General features: G+C 66.9%; 17 protein-coding genes. 7 read left to right on the top strand and 10 right to left on the bottom strand.

Annotated features, from left to right (window positions below):
• Nucleotides 1–87: 87 nt before the first annotated feature.
• Genes HMPREF2581_RS25560 through HMPREF2581_RS25550 form a run of 3 tightly spaced genes read right to left on the bottom strand, consistent with a single transcriptional unit; the run spans nucleotide 88 to nucleotide 4,874 of the window.
• The gene (locus HMPREF2581_RS25560; RefSeq protein WP_003131047.1) at nucleotides 88–1,677 is read right to left on the bottom strand and encodes an MFS transporter; all 1,590 of its coding nucleotides are present in this window, start codon (nucleotides 1,675–1,677) and stop codon (nucleotides 88–90) included.
• Between the two features lie 2 nt (nucleotides 1,678–1,679).
• Entirely contained in the window at nucleotides 1,680–2,987 is a 1,308-nt protein-coding gene (locus HMPREF2581_RS25555; protein WP_003131049.1) for an OprD family porin, read from the bottom strand.
• A gap of 48 nt (nucleotides 2,988–3,035) precedes the next feature.
• The gene (locus HMPREF2581_RS25550; RefSeq protein WP_003131051.1) at nucleotides 3,036–4,874 is read right to left on the bottom strand and encodes an amidohydrolase; all 1,839 of its coding nucleotides are present in this window, start codon (nucleotides 4,872–4,874) and stop codon (nucleotides 3,036–3,038) included.
• A gap of 607 nt (nucleotides 4,875–5,481) precedes the next feature.
• Here HMPREF2581_RS25550 and HMPREF2581_RS25545 point away from each other — a divergent pair.
• The 5 genes from HMPREF2581_RS25545 to HMPREF2581_RS25525 all read left to right on the top strand — a co-directional run bounded on the left by HMPREF2581_RS25545 (nucleotide 5,482) and on the right by HMPREF2581_RS25525 (nucleotide 9,187).
• Nucleotides 5,482–6,162 carry a hydrolase gene (locus tag HMPREF2581_RS25545; protein ID WP_003090561.1) on the top strand — a complete coding sequence of 227 codons (681 nt, stop codon included), beginning with the start codon at nucleotides 5,482–5,484 and terminating at the stop codon, nucleotides 6,160–6,162.
• A gap of 56 nt (nucleotides 6,163–6,218) precedes the next feature.
• On the top strand, nucleotides 6,219–6,500 hold the full coding sequence (locus HMPREF2581_RS25540; RefSeq protein WP_003090560.1) for a XapX domain-containing protein: 282 nt from the start codon (nucleotides 6,219–6,221) through the stop codon (nucleotides 6,498–6,500).
• 169 nt (nucleotides 6,501–6,669) lie between these two features.
• Complete coding sequence (locus tag HMPREF2581_RS25535) at nucleotides 6,670–7,563, top strand: helix-turn-helix domain-containing protein (RefSeq protein ID WP_003119473.1); 894 nt, start codon at nucleotides 6,670–6,672, stop codon at nucleotides 7,561–7,563.
• Between the two features lie 113 nt (nucleotides 7,564–7,676).
• A complete protein-coding gene (locus tag HMPREF2581_RS25530; RefSeq protein WP_003119474.1) occupies nucleotides 7,677–8,780 on the top strand; it encodes a DUF1615 domain-containing protein in 1,104 nt (367 codons plus the stop codon).
• 80 nt (nucleotides 8,781–8,860) lie between these two features.
• The gene (locus HMPREF2581_RS25525; RefSeq protein ID WP_003131054.1) at nucleotides 8,861–9,187 is read left to right on the top strand and encodes a thioredoxin family protein; all 327 of its coding nucleotides are present in this window, start codon (nucleotides 8,861–8,863) and stop codon (nucleotides 9,185–9,187) included.
• Nucleotides 9,188–9,214: 27 nt separating this feature from the next.
• On the opposite strand, the gene HMPREF2581_RS25520 is transcribed toward HMPREF2581_RS25525, so the two are convergent.
• Together HMPREF2581_RS25520 and HMPREF2581_RS25515 are read right to left on the bottom strand one after the other, a co-directional pair.
• Complete coding sequence (locus HMPREF2581_RS25520) at nucleotides 9,215–9,715, bottom strand: acyl-CoA thioesterase (RefSeq protein ID WP_003090555.1); 501 nt, start codon at nucleotides 9,713–9,715, stop codon at nucleotides 9,215–9,217.
• A gap of 169 nt (nucleotides 9,716–9,884) precedes the next feature.
• Nucleotides 9,885–10,409 (bottom strand): RrF2 family transcriptional regulator, encoded by a 525-nt coding sequence (locus HMPREF2581_RS25515; RefSeq protein WP_003090553.1) that lies wholly within the window; start codon nucleotides 10,407–10,409, stop codon nucleotides 9,885–9,887.
• Nucleotides 10,410–10,677: 268 nt separating this feature from the next.
• On the opposite strand from HMPREF2581_RS25515, the gene HMPREF2581_RS25510 reads away from it, so the two are divergent.
• The gene (locus HMPREF2581_RS25510; protein WP_003138874.1) at nucleotides 10,678–11,883 is read left to right on the top strand and encodes an NAD(P)/FAD-dependent oxidoreductase; all 1,206 of its coding nucleotides are present in this window, start codon (nucleotides 10,678–10,680) and stop codon (nucleotides 11,881–11,883) included.
• Between the two features lie 34 nt (nucleotides 11,884–11,917).
• Here HMPREF2581_RS25510 and HMPREF2581_RS25505 read toward each other — a convergent pair whose 3' ends face one another.
• The 5 genes from HMPREF2581_RS25505 to HMPREF2581_RS25485 form a co-directional block, all read right to left on the bottom strand.
• A complete protein-coding gene (locus HMPREF2581_RS25505; protein ID WP_003138876.1) occupies nucleotides 11,918–13,036 on the bottom strand; it encodes a hypothetical protein in 1,119 nt (372 codons plus the stop codon).
• 332 nt (nucleotides 13,037–13,368) lie between these two features.
• Nucleotides 13,369–14,283, bottom strand: coding sequence for a ferric enterobactin esterase PfeE (gene pfeE / locus HMPREF2581_RS25500; protein ID WP_003122580.1), 915 nt, complete (start codon nucleotides 14,281–14,283; stop codon nucleotides 13,369–13,371).
• Nucleotides 14,284–14,302: 19 nt separating this feature from the next.
• Nucleotides 14,303–16,543 carry a siderophore enterobactin receptor PfeA gene (pfeA, locus tag HMPREF2581_RS25495; RefSeq protein WP_003138878.1) on the bottom strand — a complete coding sequence of 747 codons (2,241 nt, stop codon included), beginning with the start codon at nucleotides 16,541–16,543 and terminating at the stop codon, nucleotides 14,303–14,305.
• A gap of 98 nt (nucleotides 16,544–16,641) precedes the next feature.
• Complete coding sequence (gene pfeS / locus HMPREF2581_RS25490) at nucleotides 16,642–17,982, bottom strand: two-component system sensor histidine kinase PfeS (protein ID WP_003138880.1); 1,341 nt, start codon at nucleotides 17,980–17,982, stop codon at nucleotides 16,642–16,644.
• The gene (locus HMPREF2581_RS25485; RefSeq protein WP_016254225.1) at nucleotides 17,982–18,698 is read right to left on the bottom strand and encodes a response regulator transcription factor; all 717 of its coding nucleotides are present in this window, start codon (nucleotides 18,696–18,698) and stop codon (nucleotides 17,982–17,984) included. Before HMPREF2581_RS25485 ends, pfeS begins: the two co-directional genes overlap by 1 nt.
• A gap of 257 nt (nucleotides 18,699–18,955) precedes the next feature.
• On the opposite strand from HMPREF2581_RS25485, the gene HMPREF2581_RS25480 reads away from it, so the two are divergent.
• On the top strand, nucleotides 18,956–19,310 hold a 355-nt coding region (locus tag HMPREF2581_RS25480; protein WP_049265251.1), incomplete at its 3' end, for a contractile injection system protein, VgrG/Pvc8 family.

The following is a 19,310-nucleotide window of genomic DNA, read 5'->3' as shown; positions in this document are numbered from 1 at the left end:
CCACCGTCCTTGTGGCGCCATCGGCGAGCAGGATAACAGCCGTGGGCGGATCCGCCAGGGGCAGGCGACGACCGTCGCCCGGGAGGCTCAAGGCCTGGCCGCGCCGTGCAGGTAATGGCGGATGCGCACCTCCACGCCGGCGCTCTGGAAGCGCCGGGCGGCGGCCTCGACCCGCAACTCGCCGCGGGTCACCCGCTGGTGGTGGCGCAGGTGCTCCAGCCAGGATTCGTCGATGAAGAACTCCAGCCACAGGCGACGGTTGCCGCTGTCCTGGACCAGCCCCCAGGACACCGCGCCGTTGCGCCGACGCATGGCGCGCACCTCGACCATCGCCGCCTGGAATGCCGCGGCGTCCTGCGGGTCGATGTCGTATTCGAGGGTGACCATCACCGGGCCGCGTTCCTGGTCCACCTCTTCGTCGACCAGTGGTGCCGGCCAGTGCAGCGACGGCGCGAGGTCCTCGGCCTCGGTGACCGGCAGCCGGCAGCGCAGCGACGCGAACAGGCCGAACAGCAGCGCGGCGCTGGCGCAGAGCAGGGCGAAGGTGATCGACAGGTGGCTGGCGAGCAGACCCCACAGGGCGCCGCCGGCGGCCATGCTGCCGAAGAACACCAGGATGTAGACCGCCAGCGCGCGGGCGCGGACCCAGGCCGGCACGGAGGTCTGCGCGGCGACCTGCAGGCTGGAGAGCACGGCGATCCATGCCGCGCCGCTGAGCAGCATCACCGGCACCAGCAAATAGAGGTTGCGCAGCAGCGCCAGGGCCACCAGCACCAGTGCGTAGAGCACGCTGGAGAGCAGCACCAGGCGGTCGCTGCCGAGGCGTTCGCGCAGGCGCGGCAGGAACGCGGCGCCGAGCACCGCGCCGACGCCGACGCTGCCCAGCAGCAGGCCGAAGTCCATGGCGTTGCCATGCAGTTCGCCGCGCACGATCAGGGGCAGCAGCGACATGCCGGCGCTGGCGCCGAGGAAGAACGCCACCGCGCGCACCAACACCGATTGCAGCGGCCTCGAGCTGCGGCTGTAGCGCCAGCCGGCGCGCAGGGCGCCGAACAGGCGTTCCGCCGGCAGCACCGAGGGCACGGCCTCGCGTTTCCAGGCCAGCAGCACGGCGATCACCGCGAAGAAGGAGAGGGCGTTGAGGGCGAAGGTCAGCCAGGGGCCGACCAGGCTCACCAGCACCCCGGCGATGGCCGGTCCGACCGCCCGCGCCAGGTTGACCCCGACACTGGACAGCGCCACCGCCGCCGGCAGTTCGTCCTTGCCCACCAGTTCCGGAGTGGTGGCGCTCCAGGCCGGCATCATCAGCGCGGTGCCGATGCCCATGCACAGGGTCAGGCCGAGCAGCAGCCAGACGCTGGTCAACTGGAGCAGGGTGAGGCTGGCCAGCAGGGTGGCCACCAAGGCCATCCACAATTGCACGCCGAGCAGGTAGCGGCGCTTGTCGACGATATCGGCGAGGGCGCCGGCCGGCAGGGCCAGGAAGAACATCGGCAGCGATCCGGCGACCTGCACCAGGGCCACGTTCAGCGGGCTGGCGGAGAGCGAGGTCATCAGCCAGCCGGCGCCCACCTCGTGCATCCAGGTGCCGATGTTCGAGGCGATGCTGGCCAGCCATAGCCAGCGGAAGGTGGCTTGGCGCAGGGGACTCCAGGGTGAGGCGGCGGGTGCGGTCATGGTCAGAGCGAGCCTTTGAGTGGGTATTCGACGATCAGGTAGAGGCGGTCGATGTCGTCGCCGGCCTGGGCCGCGTTGGCCCGATGGCTGAGGTGCGAGACGTTCAGCGAGAGGTCCTTGAGCGGGCCCGAGGCGAACACGTAGCGCAGGTCGAGGTCGCGCTCCCAGTGCTTGCCGCCGCTGCCCTGCAAGGGCCGGTAGCGGCCATCGGCGCCCAGCGGGTTGTAGGCGCCGCCGGCCGGCGCATGGCTGCCGTCGATGGCGCGGCCGCTGACGTAACGCGCCATGAAGCTCAGTCCCGGCAGGCCGAACGGGGCCAGGTCGAGGTCGTAGCGGGCCTGCCAGGAGCGTTCGCCGGGACCGTTGAAATCGGCGTACTTGATCGAGTTGGCGAGGTAGATGGAGTCACCTCCGACGAAGTCGAACGGCGTATCCCCATGGACACGCTGGTAGGCCAGGGAGAAACCCTGTGCGCCGACGCGGTACTTCAGTTGCAGGCTGTAGGCCAGGGTGTCGATCGCGCCGGCCCGGCTGCGGCCCTGGTCGCGCGTGCGATAGAGGTTGCCATCCAGGCTGAACGCGGCACGTTGCAGGTTCATGTTGAGATAGACCTGGCGCCAGACGTTGTCCAGTTGCGCGGCGAACAGCGAGCCGCTCAGGTTGTCGCTGGCCGCCAGGCTGGCGCCGGCGAAGCCGATGGCGCTGCCGGCGGTGCTCGCGCCGTAGCCGTCGAAGTCGCCATGGCCGGAGCTGGAGGCCTGTTCCTTGAAGGCGGTGAAGCGCCCGGCCTGGATCCGCACGCGGTCGAGGTCGTCGCTCTGCAGGAAGAAGCCCCTGGCGTACTGGGGTTGCAGGCGCTTGTCGCTGGTATCGAAGACCGGGGTCTCGACGGTCATCTCGCCGACCTTGAGCAGGCTCTCGCCGAGCCGCAGCTTGAGTGCGGCGCCGGCGTCGGAATACTCGCTGGCGTTATCGCCGGATGAGTCCAGCGGCAACAGGCCGGTGCCGGCATGGCCACGTCCGCCGTCGAGCTTGAAGCCGGCGAAGCCGTGGAGATCGAGGCCGAAACCGACGCGGCCGGGGGTATAGGCCGACTCCAGGTCGGCGATCAGGCCGTGTGCCCATTCCTTGCGGTAGCCGCGCCTGGCGTCCGCGCGGCGATAGTCGTTGTAGAGGAAGTAGTTGCGGTTGAGCAGGCGCCACTCCAGGTAGTCGGGTGCCTTGGCTTCCTCTGTCGCGGCGTGGCATGGCGAGGTGCCGCCCAGCGCCAGGAAAAGGGCCAGGCGGCCGACCGGTCGAACGCGGATCATCGGGAAAACTCCGGGCGAGGCGGGCCGCGAAGGGCCCGCCCGGGTACGTCAGAAAGCGAAGCAGGAACAGCCGAATGCGCCCCAGAAACCCTGGAAGTCGCTCACCGGTACGTTGGAGTGGCGCGCGCGGTTGTGCTCGTGGGCGTGTACCGCGCAGGCACCGACGCACTGGTGGACCTGGGCGGTCAGCGGCGCGCCTTGCCGCCAGTGGCCGGGTACCTTGGCCACCGGCGACCAGTCCGGCAGCACCGGCGGCGCCGGCGGACCGAGCTTGTCGAACTCGGCGGCGGCATAGACGATCTTGCCGTCGACCACCGTGAGCACCGACTCGATCCACTTGATGGCCTCTTCCTCGACGCTGAAGAAGTCCGCCGACAGCGCCGCCAGGTCGGCGAGCTGTCCAACCTTGATCTGTCCTTTCTTGCCCTGCTCGCTGGAGAACCAGGCGCTGCCGTGGGTGAACAGCTGCAACGCGGTTTCCCGCGGCAGGCCCTGCGGATACAGGGCCATGCCGCCGACGGTGCGGCCGCTGACCAGCCAGTACAGCGAGGTCCAGGGGTTGTAGCTGGAGACCCGGGTGGCGTCGGTGCCGGCACCCACCGGCACGCCCTCGGCGAGCATGCGCTGGATCGGCGGCGTGGCCTCGGCGGCCTTGGCACCGTAGCGGTCGACGAAGTACTCGCCCTGGAAGGCCATGCGGTCCTGGATCGCGATGCCGCCGCCGAGTGCCCGCACCCGCTCGATGTTGCGCGGGGTGATGGTCTCGGCGTGGTCGAAGAACCAGGGCAGGCCGTTGAACGGAATGTCGCGGTCGACCTTCTCGAACACGTCGAGCATCCGCGAGATCGATTCGTCGTAGGTGGCGTGCAGGCGGAACGGCCAGCGCTGCTCCACCAGGTGGCGGACCACCGGCTCCAGCTCCTGCTCCATGGTCTGCGGCAGGTCCGGGCGCGGTTCGAGGAAGTCCTCGAAGTCGGCGGCGGAGAACACTAGCATCTCGCCGGCGCCGTTGTGGCGGAAGAAATCGCTGCCCTGGCCGTACTTGACGCTGCCGGTCCAGTTCTTGAAGTCGGCGAGTTCTTCCTTCGGTTTCTGGGTGAACAGGTTGTAGGCGATGCGTACGGTGAGCTGGCCCTGGTCGGCCAGTTCGCGAATCACCTGGTAGTCGTCCGGGTAGTTCTGGAAGCCGCCGCCGGCGTCGATCGCGCTAGTCAGGCCGAGGCGGTTGAGTTCGCGCATGAACTGGCGGGTGGAGTTGACCTGGTACTCCAGCGGCAGCTTCGGTCCCTTGGCCAGGGTGGCGTAGAGAATCATCGCGTTGGGCCGGGCGATCAGCATGCCGGTGGGTTCGCCGCTGCTGTCGCGGACGATCTCGCCGCCGGGCGGGTTGGGCGTGTCCTTGGTGTAGCCGACCACGCGCAGGGCGGCGCGGTTGAGCAGGGCGCGATCGTACAGGTGGAGGACGAACACCGGGGTGTCCGGCGCGGCCTTGTTCAATTCCTCCAGGGTCGGCATGCGCTTCTCGGCGAACTGGAACTCGTTCCAGCCGCCGACCACCCGCACCCACTGGGGGCTGGGCGTGCGTTCGGCCTGGTTCTTGAGCATGCGCAAGGCGTCGGCCAGGGAGGGCACGCCTTCCCAGCGCAGCTCCAGGTTGTAGTTGAGGCCACCGCGGATCAGGTGCAGGTGCGAGTCGTTGAGACCGGGGATCACGGTGCGCTTCTGCAGGTCGATCACCTGGGTGGCGCTGCCGCGATGGAGCATCGCCTCGGCGTCGTTGCCGACGGCAAGGAACTTGCCGTCCTTGATCGCCACGGCGGTGGCGGTGGGGTTGTCGCGGTCCACGGTGTGGAAGCGGCCGTTGTGCAGGATCAGGTCGGCGGTCATGGAACCTCCTGGGTTGCTTGCGGGAGAAAGGCTGGCGGCGTTGGCGAAGGGCAGGGCGGACCACAGGACCCCGGCGGCGCCCAGCACCGAACTGGTAGTGAGGAAATGGCGGCGGTCCTTGCTCGGCGGATCGTGGCTCATGGCGTGCTCCTGGCAGCAGGGCGGAATCGGTCAGCGAGGGCGGCGGCGAGAGAGGCCACCGGACAGGATAGGTGCGGCGGGAAACGTACGGGACGAAAGAGCGGTTTTCCCGAATGACGCATCCTCCTGCAAGCGCAACTTGCTGGTGGTCGATAGCAAGTAAGGCGCGAGACATGTCCTGAACTTCATGGGGGCTTTTTCTTATAGGGCGGACTGTCGATTCTGCTAGCTGGTAATCCTTCTTTTATTGTCTCTGTGTGCGCTTTTTGTATGGATGTGTCGAATATTTTGAATATCGCCGTTCAACTTTATCCAGGGCCGCAGTTCAGTGATTTATTTTCTCGAAAAGTTTGTTTTTTCCAATATTCATGCTTCATAGTCTGGCCGGCCACGGGAAATTATCTGTTGGCCCGCGTGCTGTTGTGCGCAACAGCTGGAATTCATCGTTCGTTGTCAGGAAACAATCATGAGCCACTATCTCGAAGTTCTAACTCCGCAGAACAGCCAGATCATCTTCATCGACCAGCAGCCACAGATGGCATTTGGTGTACAGTCCATCGATCGCCAGACGCTGAAGAACAACGTAGTGGGCCTGGCCAAGGCGGCGAAGGTATTCGACATCCCGGTCACCATCACCACGGTGGAAACCGACAGCTTCTCCGGCCCGACCTATCCGGAGCTGCTGGCGGTGTTCCCCGAGCAGAAGATTCTCGAACGCACCTCGATGAACTCCTGGGACGACCAGAACGTGCGCGACTCGCTGGCCGCCGCGGGCCGCAAGAAGGTCGTGGTCGCCGGGCTGTGGACCGAGGTCTGCAACACCACCTTCGCCCTCTGCGCCATGCTCGAGGGCGGCTACGAGATCTACATGGTGGCCGATGCCTCGGGCGGCACCTCCAGCGACGCCCACAAGTACGCCATGGACCGCATGGTCCAGGCCGGCGTGGTACCGGTGACCTGGCAGCAGGTCCTGCTGGAGTGGCAGCGCGACTGGGCCCGCCGGGATACCTACGACGCCGTGATGGCCATCGCCAAGGAGCATTCCGGGGCCTACGGCATGGGCGTGGACTACGCCTACACCATGGTGCACAAGGCGCCCGAGCGGGTGACCCACGGCGAACGCATCGGCCCGAATCCGGCCAAGTGAATGCCGGCCGTGCCGCTCCGGCCCGCCGGGCGGCACGGCCGCGAAGGAGAACGAAGATGAAGCTCTACGTATTGTCGCTGGGCGCCGGACTGTTGGTGGGGATCGTCTACAGCCTGCTGCAGGTGCGTTCGCCGGCTCCGCCGCTGGTGGCGCTGGTGGGGTTGCTCGGCATCCTGCTCGGCGAGCAGGTCATCCCGGTCGGCAAGCAATTGCTCGGCGGTTGCGCGTTCGCCTCGGCCTGCGACAAGGCGGGTTCGGTCGGCCATGTGCTGGGGCAACTACCGGGTCGGCATCGCCTCGACCAGGCCGCTGGCCCGTCGGAACAGGAAAAGGGTTGAGCGCTATATCATCGAGTAACAGCGCAGTAATCTGGTAGTTATCTTCGTCGGTTAGATTTCCCCGGAACGGCTCCCTCGGATTAATCTCTGGGGGAGCTTTCGTGCGTCGTTTTTCGCGTCGAGAGAAAAGTGTCACGAGATCATCAGGCGCATGGAATCAGGGGGAGTCATGACTGTTGCCATAGACAGAACAAAGGGCGACCAATCCACGCCAGGGAACATCATAAGGGGAGAAGGGTACGCCTTGATTCGCAATAGTGAGGCGACTCCCGATCCGGACAAGGTGATCCATATTCCTTGTGCCGATTCGTTTTCCGTCATCGTGCAGTTGCGCGATTTCAATTCCCATCGTCTCTGGAATGGAAACAAACTGGTTTTCGATGGCGGACATCCACGGAAAAGTATCTCCATCGCCTATCTTGGCGATGAAATAAAGTGCCAGCACCGGACAACTTACGACAATGTCCGCTTCATGTTGCCGCGCGCTTCGATAAAGGAGTTTCTCTACGAAGAAGGGCAACGCGCGTCCGCCGAGCCGGAGCGGATCATCGGTGTCGACGATCCGGTGGTCTATCACCTGGCGCTGGCGCTGCTGCCCAGCTTCGCCAGGGCGGGCGAGCGCAACGAACTGTTCATCGAACAGGTCATGCTGGCGCTGTTGACCCACGTTCAGGATCGCTTCGCTTCGACCCAGGTCCCGGTCTGCACCGGCAAGGGCCTGGCGCCCTGGCAATTGCGCAGGGCCAAGGAGCTGATCGCCGGGCATCTGGCCGAGGGCGTATCGGTGGCGCGCCTGGCCGAGGAGTGCGGGCTCTCGCGCAGCTATTTCACCAAGGCCTTCAAGTGCAGCACCGGTGTTTCGCCCCACGAATGGCTGATGCGCATGCGCGTCGACCGGGCCAAGGAGCTGATGCTGGGCAGCGACGAACCGCTTTCGCAGATCGGCGTCGCCTGCGGCTTTTCCGACCAGCCGCATTTCTCGCGGATCTTTCTCCGGCTGGCCGGCGCCTCGCCCTCGACCTGGCGTCGGGTCAAGCGGCAGCGCACCGACGCAGCGCTCTGAACCGCGACCGTGCGTGACGGACGGTACGGAAGCCGCCGGATGCTCGGCTAGAATGCCCTGGCTTCGGCGGTCGCCACCGGCCGCCCACTTCGCAACGGAACAGGGAATCGCAGATGAAAGCAGTACGCCAGGGTCGCGGCGTAACGGGGTTGCTCATGCTCCTGGCGCTGGCCGGGTGCAGTTCGCGGTCGGCGGAGCCGCCGCCGCCCAACCCCGACGAAGTACGGGCGAAGATCGTCCGCCTGATGCCGGCCACGGTGCGCGATCGCCAAGGGTGGGCCAGCGATATCTACGCGGCCTTTTCCGCCCAGCAGATCTACCCCAGCGACGAGAATCTTTGTGCGGTGCTGGCGGTGACCGAGCAGGAGTCCACCTACCAGGTCGACCCGCCGGTGGCCGGCCTGGGCAGGATCGCCACCCGCGAGGTCGAGCGTCGTGCCGGCAAGCTGCACGTGCCGGCGTTCCTGGTCAGCTCGGCGCTGAATATCAAGTCGCCCGATGGCCGCACCTACAGCCAGCGCCTGGCCGCGGCGCGCACGGAGAAGGAACTGAGCGAGACATTCGACGATTTCATCGCCATCGTGCCCATGGGCGGCAAGCTGTTCGGCGGCTTCAACCCGGTACACACCGGCGGGCCGATGCAGGTCAGCATCGCTTTCGCCGAGCAGCACGCGGACGGCTATCCCTATCCGCTGGACGGCAGCATCCGCCGCGAGGTGTTCAGCCGACGCGGCGGCATGTATTTCGGCATCGCCCACCTGCTTGGCTATCCGGCGGACTACCCGGCGCCGCTGTACCGCTTCGCCGACTTCAACGCCGGCTGGTATGCCAGTCGCAACGCCGCGTTCCAGAGCGCGGTGAGTCGCGTCTCGGGGATTCCGCTGGCGCTGGATGGCGATCTGATCCGCTACGGCACGCGCACGCCGGGCTCCACCGAACTGGCCGTGCGCAGCCTCGGCAAGCGCCTGGACATGAGCGACGCGGCGATCCGCCGGGCGCTGGAGCAGGGCGACAGCCCGGAGTTCGCCGACAGCGCGCTGTACCGCAAGGTCTTCGCCCTGGCTGAAAGCGCCACCGGCAAGACGCTGCCCCGCGCCGTGCTGCCGGGGATCGCCCTGGAGAGCCCGAAGATCACCCGCAAGCTGACCACCGCCTGGTTCGCTAAGCGCGTCGACGAACGCTACCAGCGCTGCATGGCGCGCGTGCGGAAACGCTGAGTCCATCGTCGCGCGGGTCGAACCTGGCGCCGCCGCGGGAGTCTGCCGTCCTGTCAGCCAAGTTCATGGAGAAGCAGCGTATGAAGACCCGATACAGCGCCGAGGCACCGGCGCGCGACGAACTGGACCGGCTCGCCGGTCCGACGCTGGTGGAGTTCGGTACCGACTGGTGCGGCCATTGCCAGGCCGCCCAGCCGCTGCTGGCGGAAGTATTCGGCGACTATCCGGAGGTCGGCCACCTGAAGGTCGAGGACGGTCCCGGGCGCCGCCTGGGGCGCTCGTTCCAGGTCAAGCTGTGGCCGACCTTCGTCTTTCTTCGCGACGGCCGGGAGGTAGCGCGGGTGGTTCGCCCCGGCAGCGCCAGCGTGCTGGAAGAGGCGTTCGAAAGCCTGGTCGGCGAGGGCTGAGAACCCGGCCCGCGGGCCGGGCGGTGTTCAGGCCGGCATCGCGTGATCCACCTGTTCGCGGATCTCCTGGTAGCGCAGTTCCATCAGCTTGCGCTGCTCGCGCCGGGCCAGGGCCTGGGCGTAGCGGCGTTTCTCGATCGCGGTCTCCGGTTCCAGTGGACGCACCGCCACCGGCCGGCGCTGGTCGTCCATCGCCACCATGGTGAAGAAGCAACTGTTGGTATGGCGCACGGTGCGCTCGTGGATGTTCTCGGTCATCACCTTCACCCCGACCTCCATCGAAGTGCGCCCGGTGTAGTTCACCGAGGCGAGGAAGGTCACCAGTTCGCCGACATGGATCGGCTCGCGGAAGATCACCTGATCCACCGACAGGGTCACCACGTAGCGTCCGGCGTAGCGCTTGGCGCAGGCGAAGGCCACTTCGTCGAGGAGCTTGAGCAGCGCGCCGCCGTGGACGTTGCCGGAGAAGTTCGCCTTGTCGGGGGTCATGAGCACGCTCATGGTCAGTTGGTAGCTGCCAGGTTCCATCGTTCACCTATCACGCAAGTTGGTCACGGGCCATTGCAGTGGGCCGGCGGCCGCTCTGCGGCGGCCTCTGGCGATAGGGTAGGGAGAAACGCCGGCGCGATTAGCACCGCAGTCGACAATGGTGTTTTCCGCGAAACGGGCTTGCGGCGCCGCTCCGTATGCGCCAGGGCTAGTCGCGGGAGCCGCCGCGTCCTTCCCGGCTGGCATCCATCCAGCGCAGCACTTCTTCGCCGAACTCCGGCGGCGCGATACGCCCCACCCGGCGTACCAGGTCGAGGATGGTCTGCTGGGCCAGCGCTTCTTCCATGCGCTTCTGCGCGGTGAGCATCACCGCGTGGATCGAGCAGGTGTTGCGGGTCGCCCAGGAAGGCGGGTTGCCTTCGAAGATCGCGCAGCGCTCGCGGACCTCGCGGCATTCGAAGATCGATTTGTCGCCGTCGATGGCGCGGACCACGTCGAGCACGCTGATTTCGTTGGCCGGCCGCGCCAGGCGGAAGCCGCCGCGCACGCCTTCGGTGGCAGCCACCAGGCCGGCCTTGGCCAGGCGGGTGAAGACCTTGGCCAGCAGTTCCGGCGGCACGCCCTGCAACTCGGCGAGGGTGCGCACGCTGGACTCGCGGCTGTCGCCTTTCTCGTCGGCGAGGAACAACAGGCAGTGGATGCCGTATTCGACGCCGGCGCTATAGAGAGCCATCACTAACTCCGATAGAAATATTCGCAATATTCTGCGCGGTTTTCAGGTCGCTCACAAGGACAGGTCGTCCGCTGTCTTCCGCCTTGAAGCGCTCTATCTCGGCTTATTTCCGTATGTTTTCGCCGTCTTTCCCTCTCTTTCACGGCGAGGGGCGGTTGCCTGTCGGAGCGCTTTTCGGGGATTGATCTCCGTAACTACGACAAATATAGTCGTAGTTACGGAGAGGCCTTTCTCCGGACATCCCGTCCTTTCCCTCCAGGAGCCCCCAATGAAACAACGTATCCTGATCGTCGGTGCCGGATTCGCCGGCATGTGGAGCGCGCTGAGCGCAGTCCGCCAGCTCGACCGCCAGGGCCGCGACGACGTCGAGGTCGCGGTGCTCGCGCCGCAGCCTGAGCTGCGCATCCGCCCGCGTTTCTACGAGCCTGACGTGCAGCGCATGGCGGCGCCGCTGGGCGAATTGTTCGCCGCGGTCGGCGTGCGTTTCGTGCAGGGCAGCGCGCAGCGCATCGACGTGGCCGGCAAGCGGGTGGAGTACCGCGATGCCGAGGGCACGCCGGCGCAGCTGGACTACGACCGCCTGGTACTGGCGGCCGGCAGCGGCGTGTGGCGTCCGGCGAGTGTCGTCGGCATCGACGCGGCCTTCGATGTCGACCAGTTGGAAGACGCCCTGCGCCTGGAGGCACACCTGCATGCCCTGCGCGACTTGCCGGATTCGCCGGCACGCAACACCGTGGTGGTCGCCGGCGGCGGCTTCACCGGCATCGAGACCGCCACCGAGATGCCGGCGCGCCTGCGGGCGATCCTCGGCGAGAAAGCGGCGCTGCGAGTGATCGTGGTCGACCGCGGCGCCGCCATCGGCGCATCGATGGGCGCGGACCTGAGCGGCTTGATCGCCGAGGCCTCGGCGGAACTGGGCGTGGAGTGGTGCCTGGGGCGTTCGGTGGCGGCGGTGGATGCCGAGGGCGTGACGCTCGACGACGGCCAGCGGATCGAGGCGAAGACCGTGGTCTGGACCGTGGGCGTGCGGGCCAGCACGCTGACCGGACAGATTCCGGGCGAGCGCGATGCCCAGGGTCGCCTGCATGTCGACCGCAACCTCAAGGTGCTCGGCCTCGACGATGTCTACGCCACCGGCGACGTGGCCCGCGCGGCTACCGACGACCTCGGCAACCATGCCCTGATGACCTGCCAGCACGCCATCGCCCTGGGTCGCTCGGCCGGCAACAACGTGGCCGCCGACCTGCTCGGCGTCGAGCCGATTCCCTACAGCCAGGTGAAGTACGTGACCTGTCTCGACCTCGGCGGCTGGGGCGCGGTGTTCACTGAGGGCTGGGACCGCCAGGTACGGTTCGTGCGCGAGGAGGGCAAGAAGATCAAGACCGAGATCAATGGCGTGTGGATCTACCCGCCGGCGGCGGACCGCGCCGTGGCGCTGGCGGCGGCCGACCCACTGATTCCGGTGGTGGCCTGAATCCTGACCGGAAGGGGCTGGAGGAGGCGCTCGCCTACTGGGCTGGCGCCGTCTCCGCAGCCATGAGCTTGAGGCTTTGCTCCAGCACCTTGGCGAACGTGTCCGGCGGGACATCCGCGCGACCCAGTTGTTCAAGGAATGCAGCGGTCGCGGTGGAAACGTCCTGCGCCGAGGCTTGCTCATGGTCTTCGCGGGCAACCCGTACCAGCAACCAGGAGCCGCCTCGATAGAGTTGCCCGGTCTTCGCTTCGACCAGCAGGGGATTGTGGGACCCGGTGGGCACTGTCAACTGCCCGAAGGCCGGCAGGCGGTCACGCTGCTCCATTCTCACGAAGGCGTAGTACCCCTCGCGCAAGGGAGCCCGGCTGCTGATGCTGGTCCCGTTGCGTGGCTGCGTATCCGTTTTCCGCGTGCGTCCCTGGTACGGCGGATCGAACTCCATCTGGTAGCGAAGTTCGACGTCGTCGCCGTTGGCGCTGAGCAGCGCGTCGCCGAGGCTGTTCAGCAGATTGAGAACCGGCGTGCCGGGGGCGTAGGAGGCGCTGCCGACCTTGGCCAGCTCCTGCAGGAGCTTGCGGCTCTGTTTGTTCTCGTTCTCGTCCAGTTCGAGTATCGCCAGGTCGACGAAGAAGGTCCCGCCGTCGTAGGTCTTCGGACCGTAGATCGGGATGTTGAGCGCGTTGATCAATTGGCCGCTCTCGCGGATGTCCTCGTTGTAATAGACAACCCGGCCGTTGCGCTTGATGTCGGCGGGATTGAAGCTGAGGCCGTTGGAGGTCGCACCGCGTTCGCCGGCACTGGCGGTGATGGCGATCTCGCCCTGAGTGCTGCGCGCATTGTCGAACAGGCTGCCGTCGCCACCGGTGCAGAGGCTGGATTCCTTGTTGCCGCTCGCCAGAAGGTCGCCATTGCCTTTCTCCTCGCGAAAATCGCAGAGGTAGGCCGCGATCAGCTTGATCGACAGGGCTTCGCCCTTTTCGATGGCGGTCGTCGAGTTGCGTCCGGACGGTAGGAAGATGCTGCTCATCGCACGGTTGTCCGGGCTGTGCGCTACCTGTGTCGCCCCCTCGTTATGTTGCAGGCTGCTGGAGCAACCGCCGACCAGCAGCAGGCTGATGGCGTAGAGAGTATTGCCGCGTCCTTTGCCGTTCATGTCGTCCTTCCTGATTCGATGCCTCTTCTGTTTGCAACGCTAGATCAGATTCGAGTGATGGCAAGTTGGCATTGCTGGCAGGATTTCTGCGCTGCTCATGTGAGCGGGGCTTGAGGGGGAGGAGCCGGGGATCGCGGGGACAAAAGACTTCGGGATAGCTCCTCTTCCCATCGCCGCAGAGGGTTGCAGTGGAGGCGTTTCCGGGGTCGGTGTCCGGAGGACGCAGCTCTTTCGGTAGGACGAAGAGCCGCCAGGCGGTTGTCCTTCAATCCGACCTTCTCTCGCGGGCGGAAGAAAAGGGCGGCGTAAAGGGCTCCTGGGAGCGTGCGCCTTCAGCGCTGGCGTTCCACCGCCGGACGGGCGAGCAGAAGGCGCAACGAGGCCCCCAGCGTTTCGCCATGACCCAGGCCGTCGAGCGGCTGGAAGTCCAGCGTCAGCCCGGCAACCCGGCGCAGGTCATCTACCAGCCGCGCCATCGCCTGGCCCGGCTCGGCTTTCAGCGAGCCGCGCGGGCTGGCCGGTTCGGCGCTGCCGCGCCAGAGCAGGAGTTCCGCGCGCTTTCCGCGCAGGCGCTGTTCGAGCCCCGCTCGCTCGCCGAGGATCGCCCCGTCGCGCCACCACAGCGACGGGCTGGCCGCGGCGTAGCGGGCGAACTCGCCGGGACGGGTGAACAGTGCGTGGAGCACCAGCAAGCCGCCGTAGGAGTGTCCCCAGAGGGTTTGTCGCGCAGTGTCCAGGGGCGCCTGCGCCGCCACGGCCGGGCGCATGCCGTCGCGCAGCAGGTCGAGGAAGGCGTCGGCGCCACCGCTGGGCAGGCCGTTGAGCGGGTCGCGCTGATCGGCCTGGCCGGGACTCGCGGGGGTGTAGTCGAAGGTACGCCCGGCGCGGTCGATGCGCAGCGGCGTGCGGTAGCCGATGGCGACCAGCAGCGGTGCGTCGCCGTCGGCCAGGCGTCTCAGGGTGGACGCGTCGAGGGCGCCGACGGCGGCGTTGCCGTCGAGCATCCAGACCACCGGGTAGCCGGCGGCGGGCGGTGCCTGCAGCGGTCGGCCGAGCCACAGCCGGTAATGCCGCTGGCCATCGACGGAGTCCAGGTCCACGGCGCTGAAGCGGTAGGGCAGGTCCTGGCGTTGCAGCAGGCTGCGGTCCATGGTCGCCTCGGGGTCCGGTTGCGCCAGAGGCGCGCCGCCGGGCAGGGCCGCCGCCAGGGCGAGGCCCAGGGCGGCGACGAGCAGGGAAGTTCTCATCAGGCTTTCTCGTTATGGCTCAGAACGACGCGGTCAGGCTGGTATAGAAGGTCCGTCCGGGCTCGTTGTAGGTCGCCGCGCCGGCCCCGTCGATGCCGACCACGCCCTGGGCATTGCCGGCGCGGAACAGGCGCTTGTCGAACAGGTTGTCGACGCCGGCGCCGAGGCTCAGGTTCTTGCTCAACCGATAGGTGCCGCCGAGGCCGGCGATGGCGTAGGGCGAGAGCTGGTCGTTGGCGCTGCCGGTGACACGGTCGCCGTGATAGTCGTATTTCTTCGGCTTCTGCTTGCCGTACCAGGTGACCGTGGCTTGCAGTGAGAGGTCGTCGGTGGCCTGCCAGTCGAGCATCGAGTTGAGGGTGTAGCGCGGCGTCACCGAGAGCACGTCGCCGGTTTCCTTGTTCTTCGATTGCAGCATGTAGGTGAAGTTGTTGCTCCACTTCAGGCCGTCGGCCAGGGGCAGGGTCAGGGTGCCTTCGAGGCCCTCGACCACCGCCTTGGGCACGTTCTCCCACTGGTAGATCGCCGCGTTGGCGTAGTCGCCCTTGCCGCCGCTGGCGTGGTCGACCGGCGACAGGCCGGATTCGATCTTGTTCTTGTAGTCGTTGCGGAAGTAGGTCAGCCCCGCTACCAGGCCGTCGTGGCTGTACTCGATGCCCAGTTCCTTGTTCACGCTGGTCTCGGCCTTGAGGCCGTCGTTGCCGCGCAGGTAGCAACTGGTGCTTTGCCCGTAGCAACCCTGGCCACGGCTGTAGAGCAGGTAGTCGGGGTTCAACTGGTACAGGTTGGGGGCCTTGTAGGCGCGGGCGATACCGGCCTTCAGGGTGACCCGCTCGGTGAGCGCGTGGGACAGGTTCAGCGATGGACTCCAGTTGTCGCCGACGATGTCGTGGTGGTCCCAGCGCAGGCCTGGGGTGAGCATGGTGCCGGGCATCAGCTCGATGTTGTCCTCGGCGAACAGCGAGAAGATCCGCGCCGAGGAACTGCTGCTGCGGTTCTTTCCGGCGAGACCGGGGATCGAGCCGCCTTCCTCGGTGTTCTGGGTGTTGGAGCTGGGGTCGTCGAGCTTCTGCTCGGTCCACTCGCTGCCGAGGGTCAGGGTCTGCTCGTAGCCCAGGTGCAGCGGCAGGTTGACCTCGCCGTGGGCGGTCAGGTCGCGCAGGGTGGCGGTGTAGAAGCCGGCGTTGTTGGGGTCGAAGATACCTTCGGTGCCGCCGGCCAGGCCTTCGTTGATCCGGCTGTTGCGGGTCTTCTCGTACTGCAGGTAGGCCAGCGAGCTGCCGAAGTCCCATTCGCCGCGATGGGTGACCGAGTAGGTCTCGCGGTACATGCGGTTGGTCTCGTGGCCGAGCATCTGCTTCACGTAGTTGTTGCTGTTGGTGTTCTGCGTGTCGCCGGTGTAGATGTTGCCCTGGCGGCTGAAGCCGGCCTCGAACTCGAGGGTCTGCTCGGGCGTCAGGCGCCAGCTGAGCAGCCCGTCGATGTCCTTGTTGCGCACGCCTTCGCGACCGGCGGGGAGGGTGCCGGCCTGCTTGCCGGTGCGGTTGGATTCGTGGCCGGCGTTGATGTCCCAGTCGTCCGAGTCGGTCTTGGCGATGTTGCCGTAGACGCGGTAGCTGAGGTTTTCCGTGAGCGGCCCGTTGAGACCGAAGCTCATCCGTTCGCTGGCGCCTTCGGCCTTGTGTTGCGGGAAATTGCTGTAGACGCTGAGATTACCGTGGGTTTCCGCGCCGGCCTGCTTGGTGATGATGTTCACCACGCCGCCCGCCGCGCCGTTGCCGTAGCGCGCCGCCGCCGGGCCGCGGATCACTTCGATGCGCTCGACCTGGTCGGCCGGCACCCAGTTGGTGTCGCCGCGGCTGTCGCGCTCGCCGCGCCAGCCGTAGCGCACCGAGTTGCGCGAGCTGACCGGCTTGCCATCGACCAGGATCAGGGTGTTCTCCGGCCCCATGCCGCGGATGTCGATCTGCCGGTTGTTGCCACGCTGGCCGCTGGAGCTGTTGCCGGTCAGGTTGACCCCCGGCATGGTCCGGATGATCTGCGACAGGTCGTTGCTCGGCGGTCGCTTGGCGATGTCCTCGGCGGTGATGATGGAAACCCCCGGTGCCTGCTTGGTTTCCTCCTGGGCGGTGGCGACCACGGTCTGCTCGCCCAGCTCGATGACGGAGCCGTCGCCCTGGCCTGCGGCGTGTACGGCGTTGGTGAGCAGGCAACTGGACAGCAGCAGGAAGGGAACGGCGGGAAGGGCGCGTGAGGACATCGGTGATCTCCGGGCAATGCAGCGAAATGCAAGAGATCACGAATGATATTGATTGCTATTTGAGAGTAAAGCGCATTAACTTTCTAAACACTTCGCCCTCAGGCGGCTGCCGGCAGCCACAGGTGCAGGCACAATCCGGGCTTGCCGTTGCTGGCCCAGAGCCGGCCGCCCTGTAGCTCGATGGCGCGCCGGGCGATCGCCAGGCCGAGGCCGAAACCTTCGCCGGCGCTATCGTCCAGGCGCTGGTAGGGGAGGAAGATGCGTTCCAACTGGTCTTCCGCCACGCCAGGGCCCTGGTCCTGCAGGCGCAGGTGCCAGAAGTCGCCCTCGCGCTCGCCGTCGAGGCTGACCGTGCCGTCCTCGGGCGAGTGACGGATGGCGTTGCGCAGGAGGTTTTCCATGGCCTGGGCCAGGCTGTCCAGGTGGACCTCGACGCGACAGTCGACGCCCAAGCGGCAGGGTAGCCGCGCCGGGTCCCAGCCGCTTTCGAAACAGGCGTCCTCGCGCAGCGCTTCCCACACCGACAGCGCCAGCACCGGCTCGGTGGGCAGTTGCGGGCGCTCGGTGTCCATCCAGGCGAGGTCGAGGGTGTCTTCCAGCAGTCGTTGCATGTCGCCGATTTCGCGATCCAGGCGCTGGCGCAACTGTTCCGGCGGTAGCTCGCTGTCGTGGGCGATGCGCAAGCGCGCCAGCGGCGTGCGCAGTTCGTGGGACAGGGTGCGCAGCAGCAGGCGCTGCTGGGCGAGACTCAGGCTCAGGCGCTCGGCCATGTGCTCCAGGGCCTGGGCCAGCTCGCCGAGTTCGTCGCGGCGGGCCGCCAGCGGTGCGGCGAGGGGAGTGCTTTCCAGTTCGTCGGCGCGCAGGGCGTCGGCGCGATCGCGCAAGCGGTTCAGCGGCACCACCAGGTGGCGGTAGAGCAGCAGGCCGAGCAGGGCGGCCAGCAGGGTCGGGACTATGCCGTGGGTGACCAGGTGGGTCCAGGGGGTCAGTCCGCCGGGCAGCAGGCGCTCCGGTAACTGGATTACCAGCCGGCCCTGCTCGGGATGTCCGGGGAACTCGATGCTGACGTACGGCAGTTCGTCCTGCAGGCGCCGGCTCATCGGCCAGTCGAGCTTGCGCATGAAGGTCAGGTGGCTCGACTCTTCGGCGCTCAGCGGCATGCTGCCGAGGCTTTCCAGGTGCGGTCCGACCAGCGCCACCCAGGTATCTTCCTTCGCCGACAGTTCCTTGCGGAAGCGTTCGGCGCCCGCGGCGCCCTCGCTGCGCCAGGCATCCTCCGCCTGCCGCGCGTAGTCCGCCAGGTAGCTGCGGTCGGCCGGGGCGAGGAAGTAGGTGCTGCGCTCCACCGACAGGCCCCAGGTGTAGATCAGCCAGGTCAGCAGCAGGCAGAAGCCGACCTGCAGCAGCGCCAGTTTCCATAACAGCGGGTGCCTGCGCATCAGGGGTGTTCCGTCTCCACCAGCAGGTAGCCCTGGCCGCGCACCGCCTGGATCTGCAGGTGACGGACGGCGACCGCGGCGAGCTTGCGCCGCAGGTTGCAGACGTGCACGTCGAGACCGCGGTCGAGGCGCGTGTAGCTGCGGTGCAGCACGCTCCGGTAGAGGAACGGCTTGCTCAGCGCCTCGCCGGCATGTTCGCGGAGCGTCGCCAGGAGGCGGTATTCGGATGGCGTCAGCCCCGCCGGAAGGCCCTGCTGGAGCACATCCTGGGCCTGGTCGTCGAACACCAGCCGGGTATCCCGCCGCTGCGGCGACGGCAGGCGGTCCAGTCGTACGCGGCGCAGCAGGGCGTCGGTGCGGGCATCCAGCTCGGCCAGGCTGAACGGCTTCGGCAGGTAGTCGTCGGCGCCGCGGGTGAAGCCGCTGATGCGATCCTGCTCGGCGCCCAGGGCCGACATCAGCATCACCGGCGTGGCCTGCTCGCGGCGCAGCGACTCCAGCAGGGCCAGACCGTCGAGGCCGGGCAGCATGATGTCCAGCAGCACCAGGTCGAACGCTTCGCGCCCGGCGGCTTCCAGCCCGTGCGAGCCATCGCCGCAGACGGTTACGCGGAAGCCGCGCCGGCGGAAATGCGCGTCGAGATCCTCGCGTAGGCGCGGGTCGTCTTCGACCAGCAGCAGGCGGGGAGATGGGATTGAAATATGAGAATGATTCACGTTCGTGAATATCTCATTTTTGCCGGGTATCGGGCAATGGGCCAATGCGCCGCAGCGTGCTCGGAGCGGAAATACTTTTCGACAAAGCCGTCGTTGCTTCGGTTTTTTTTCTGGCTTAGGGTCCGCAGGAGGCGGGCAGGGGTGTCGTGGCTATTGGCTAGCCTTTCGCGACGGCACGGGGTTGTACGATCATCTTGCGCGCTGCTGGCGCGTTGTTCGGGCCGCCCGCCGCAGGTGACTATCAAGGAAGATTGCCCATGCTGTTCTCCCAACATACCCGTCTGGTGCACGTGGACTCCCCGCTGGGGCCCGAGGTCCTGCAACTGCAACGGCTGGAAGGCCGCGAGGAGCTGGGCCGGCTGTTCAGCCACGAGCTCGAACTGGTCTCGAGCAATCCCGCCTTGCCTCTGGATGCCCTGTTGGGCAAGCCGATGAGCCTCGCGCTGGAACTCCCCGGCGGTAGCCGGCGGCACTTCCACGGCATCGTCGCGCGCTGCAGCCAGGGCGCCGGCGCCGGCCAGTTCGCCAGCTACCAGGTCACCCTGCGGCCCTGGCTGTGGCTGCTGACGCGCACTTCGGACTGCCGCATCTTCCAGAACCAGAAGGTCCCGG

The organism is Pseudomonas sp. HMSC057H01 (assembly GCF_001836405.1).
Lineage (GTDB): Bacteria > Pseudomonadota > Gammaproteobacteria > Pseudomonadales > Pseudomonadaceae > Pseudomonas > Pseudomonas aeruginosa.
The sequence above is the reverse complement of the archived record's forward strand: the minus strand, read 5'-3'. Positions and strand labels throughout refer to the sequence as shown.

Excerpts from the sequence above, each read along its gene's own strand:
- HMPREF2581_RS25560 (WP_003131047.1), bottom strand. The coding sequence starts at position 1,677 with ATGACCGCACCCGCCGCCTCACCCTGGAGTCCCCTGCGCCAAGCCACC.
- HMPREF2581_RS25555 (WP_003131049.1), bottom strand. The coding sequence starts at position 2,987 with ATGATCCGCGTTCGACCGGTCGGCCGCCTGGCCCTTTTCCTGGCGCTG.
- HMPREF2581_RS25550 (WP_003131051.1), bottom strand. The coding sequence starts at position 4,874 with ATGACCGCCGACCTGATCCTGCACAACGGCCGCTTCCACACCGTGGAC.
- HMPREF2581_RS25545 (WP_003090561.1), top strand. The coding sequence starts at position 5,482 with ATGAGCCACTATCTCGAAGTTCTAACTCCGCAGAACAGCCAGATCATC.
- HMPREF2581_RS25540 (WP_003090560.1), top strand. The coding sequence starts at position 6,219 with ATGAAGCTCTACGTATTGTCGCTGGGCGCCGGACTGTTGGTGGGGATC.
- HMPREF2581_RS25535 (WP_003119473.1), top strand. The coding sequence starts at position 6,670 with ATGACTGTTGCCATAGACAGAACAAAGGGCGACCAATCCACGCCAGGG.
- HMPREF2581_RS25530 (WP_003119474.1), top strand. The coding sequence starts at position 7,677 with ATGAAAGCAGTACGCCAGGGTCGCGGCGTAACGGGGTTGCTCATGCTC.
- HMPREF2581_RS25525 (WP_003131054.1), top strand. The coding sequence starts at position 8,861 with ATGAAGACCCGATACAGCGCCGAGGCACCGGCGCGCGACGAACTGGAC.
- HMPREF2581_RS25520 (WP_003090555.1), bottom strand. The coding sequence starts at position 9,715 with ATGGAACCTGGCAGCTACCAACTGACCATGAGCGTGCTCATGACCCCC.
- HMPREF2581_RS25515 (WP_003090553.1), bottom strand. The coding sequence starts at position 10,409 with ATGGCTCTCTATAGCGCCGGCGTCGAATACGGCATCCACTGCCTGTTG.
- HMPREF2581_RS25510 (WP_003138874.1), top strand. The coding sequence starts at position 10,678 with ATGAAACAACGTATCCTGATCGTCGGTGCCGGATTCGCCGGCATGTGG.
- HMPREF2581_RS25505 (WP_003138876.1), bottom strand. The coding sequence starts at position 13,036 with ATGAACGGCAAAGGACGCGGCAATACTCTCTACGCCATCAGCCTGCTG.
- pfeE (WP_003122580.1), bottom strand. The coding sequence starts at position 14,283 with ATGAGAACTTCCCTGCTCGTCGCCGCCCTGGGCCTCGCCCTGGCGGCG.
- pfeA (WP_003138878.1), bottom strand. The coding sequence starts at position 16,543 with ATGTCCTCACGCGCCCTTCCCGCCGTTCCCTTCCTGCTGCTGTCCAGT.
- pfeS (WP_003138880.1), bottom strand. The coding sequence starts at position 17,982 with ATGCGCAGGCACCCGCTGTTATGGAAACTGGCGCTGCTGCAGGTCGGC.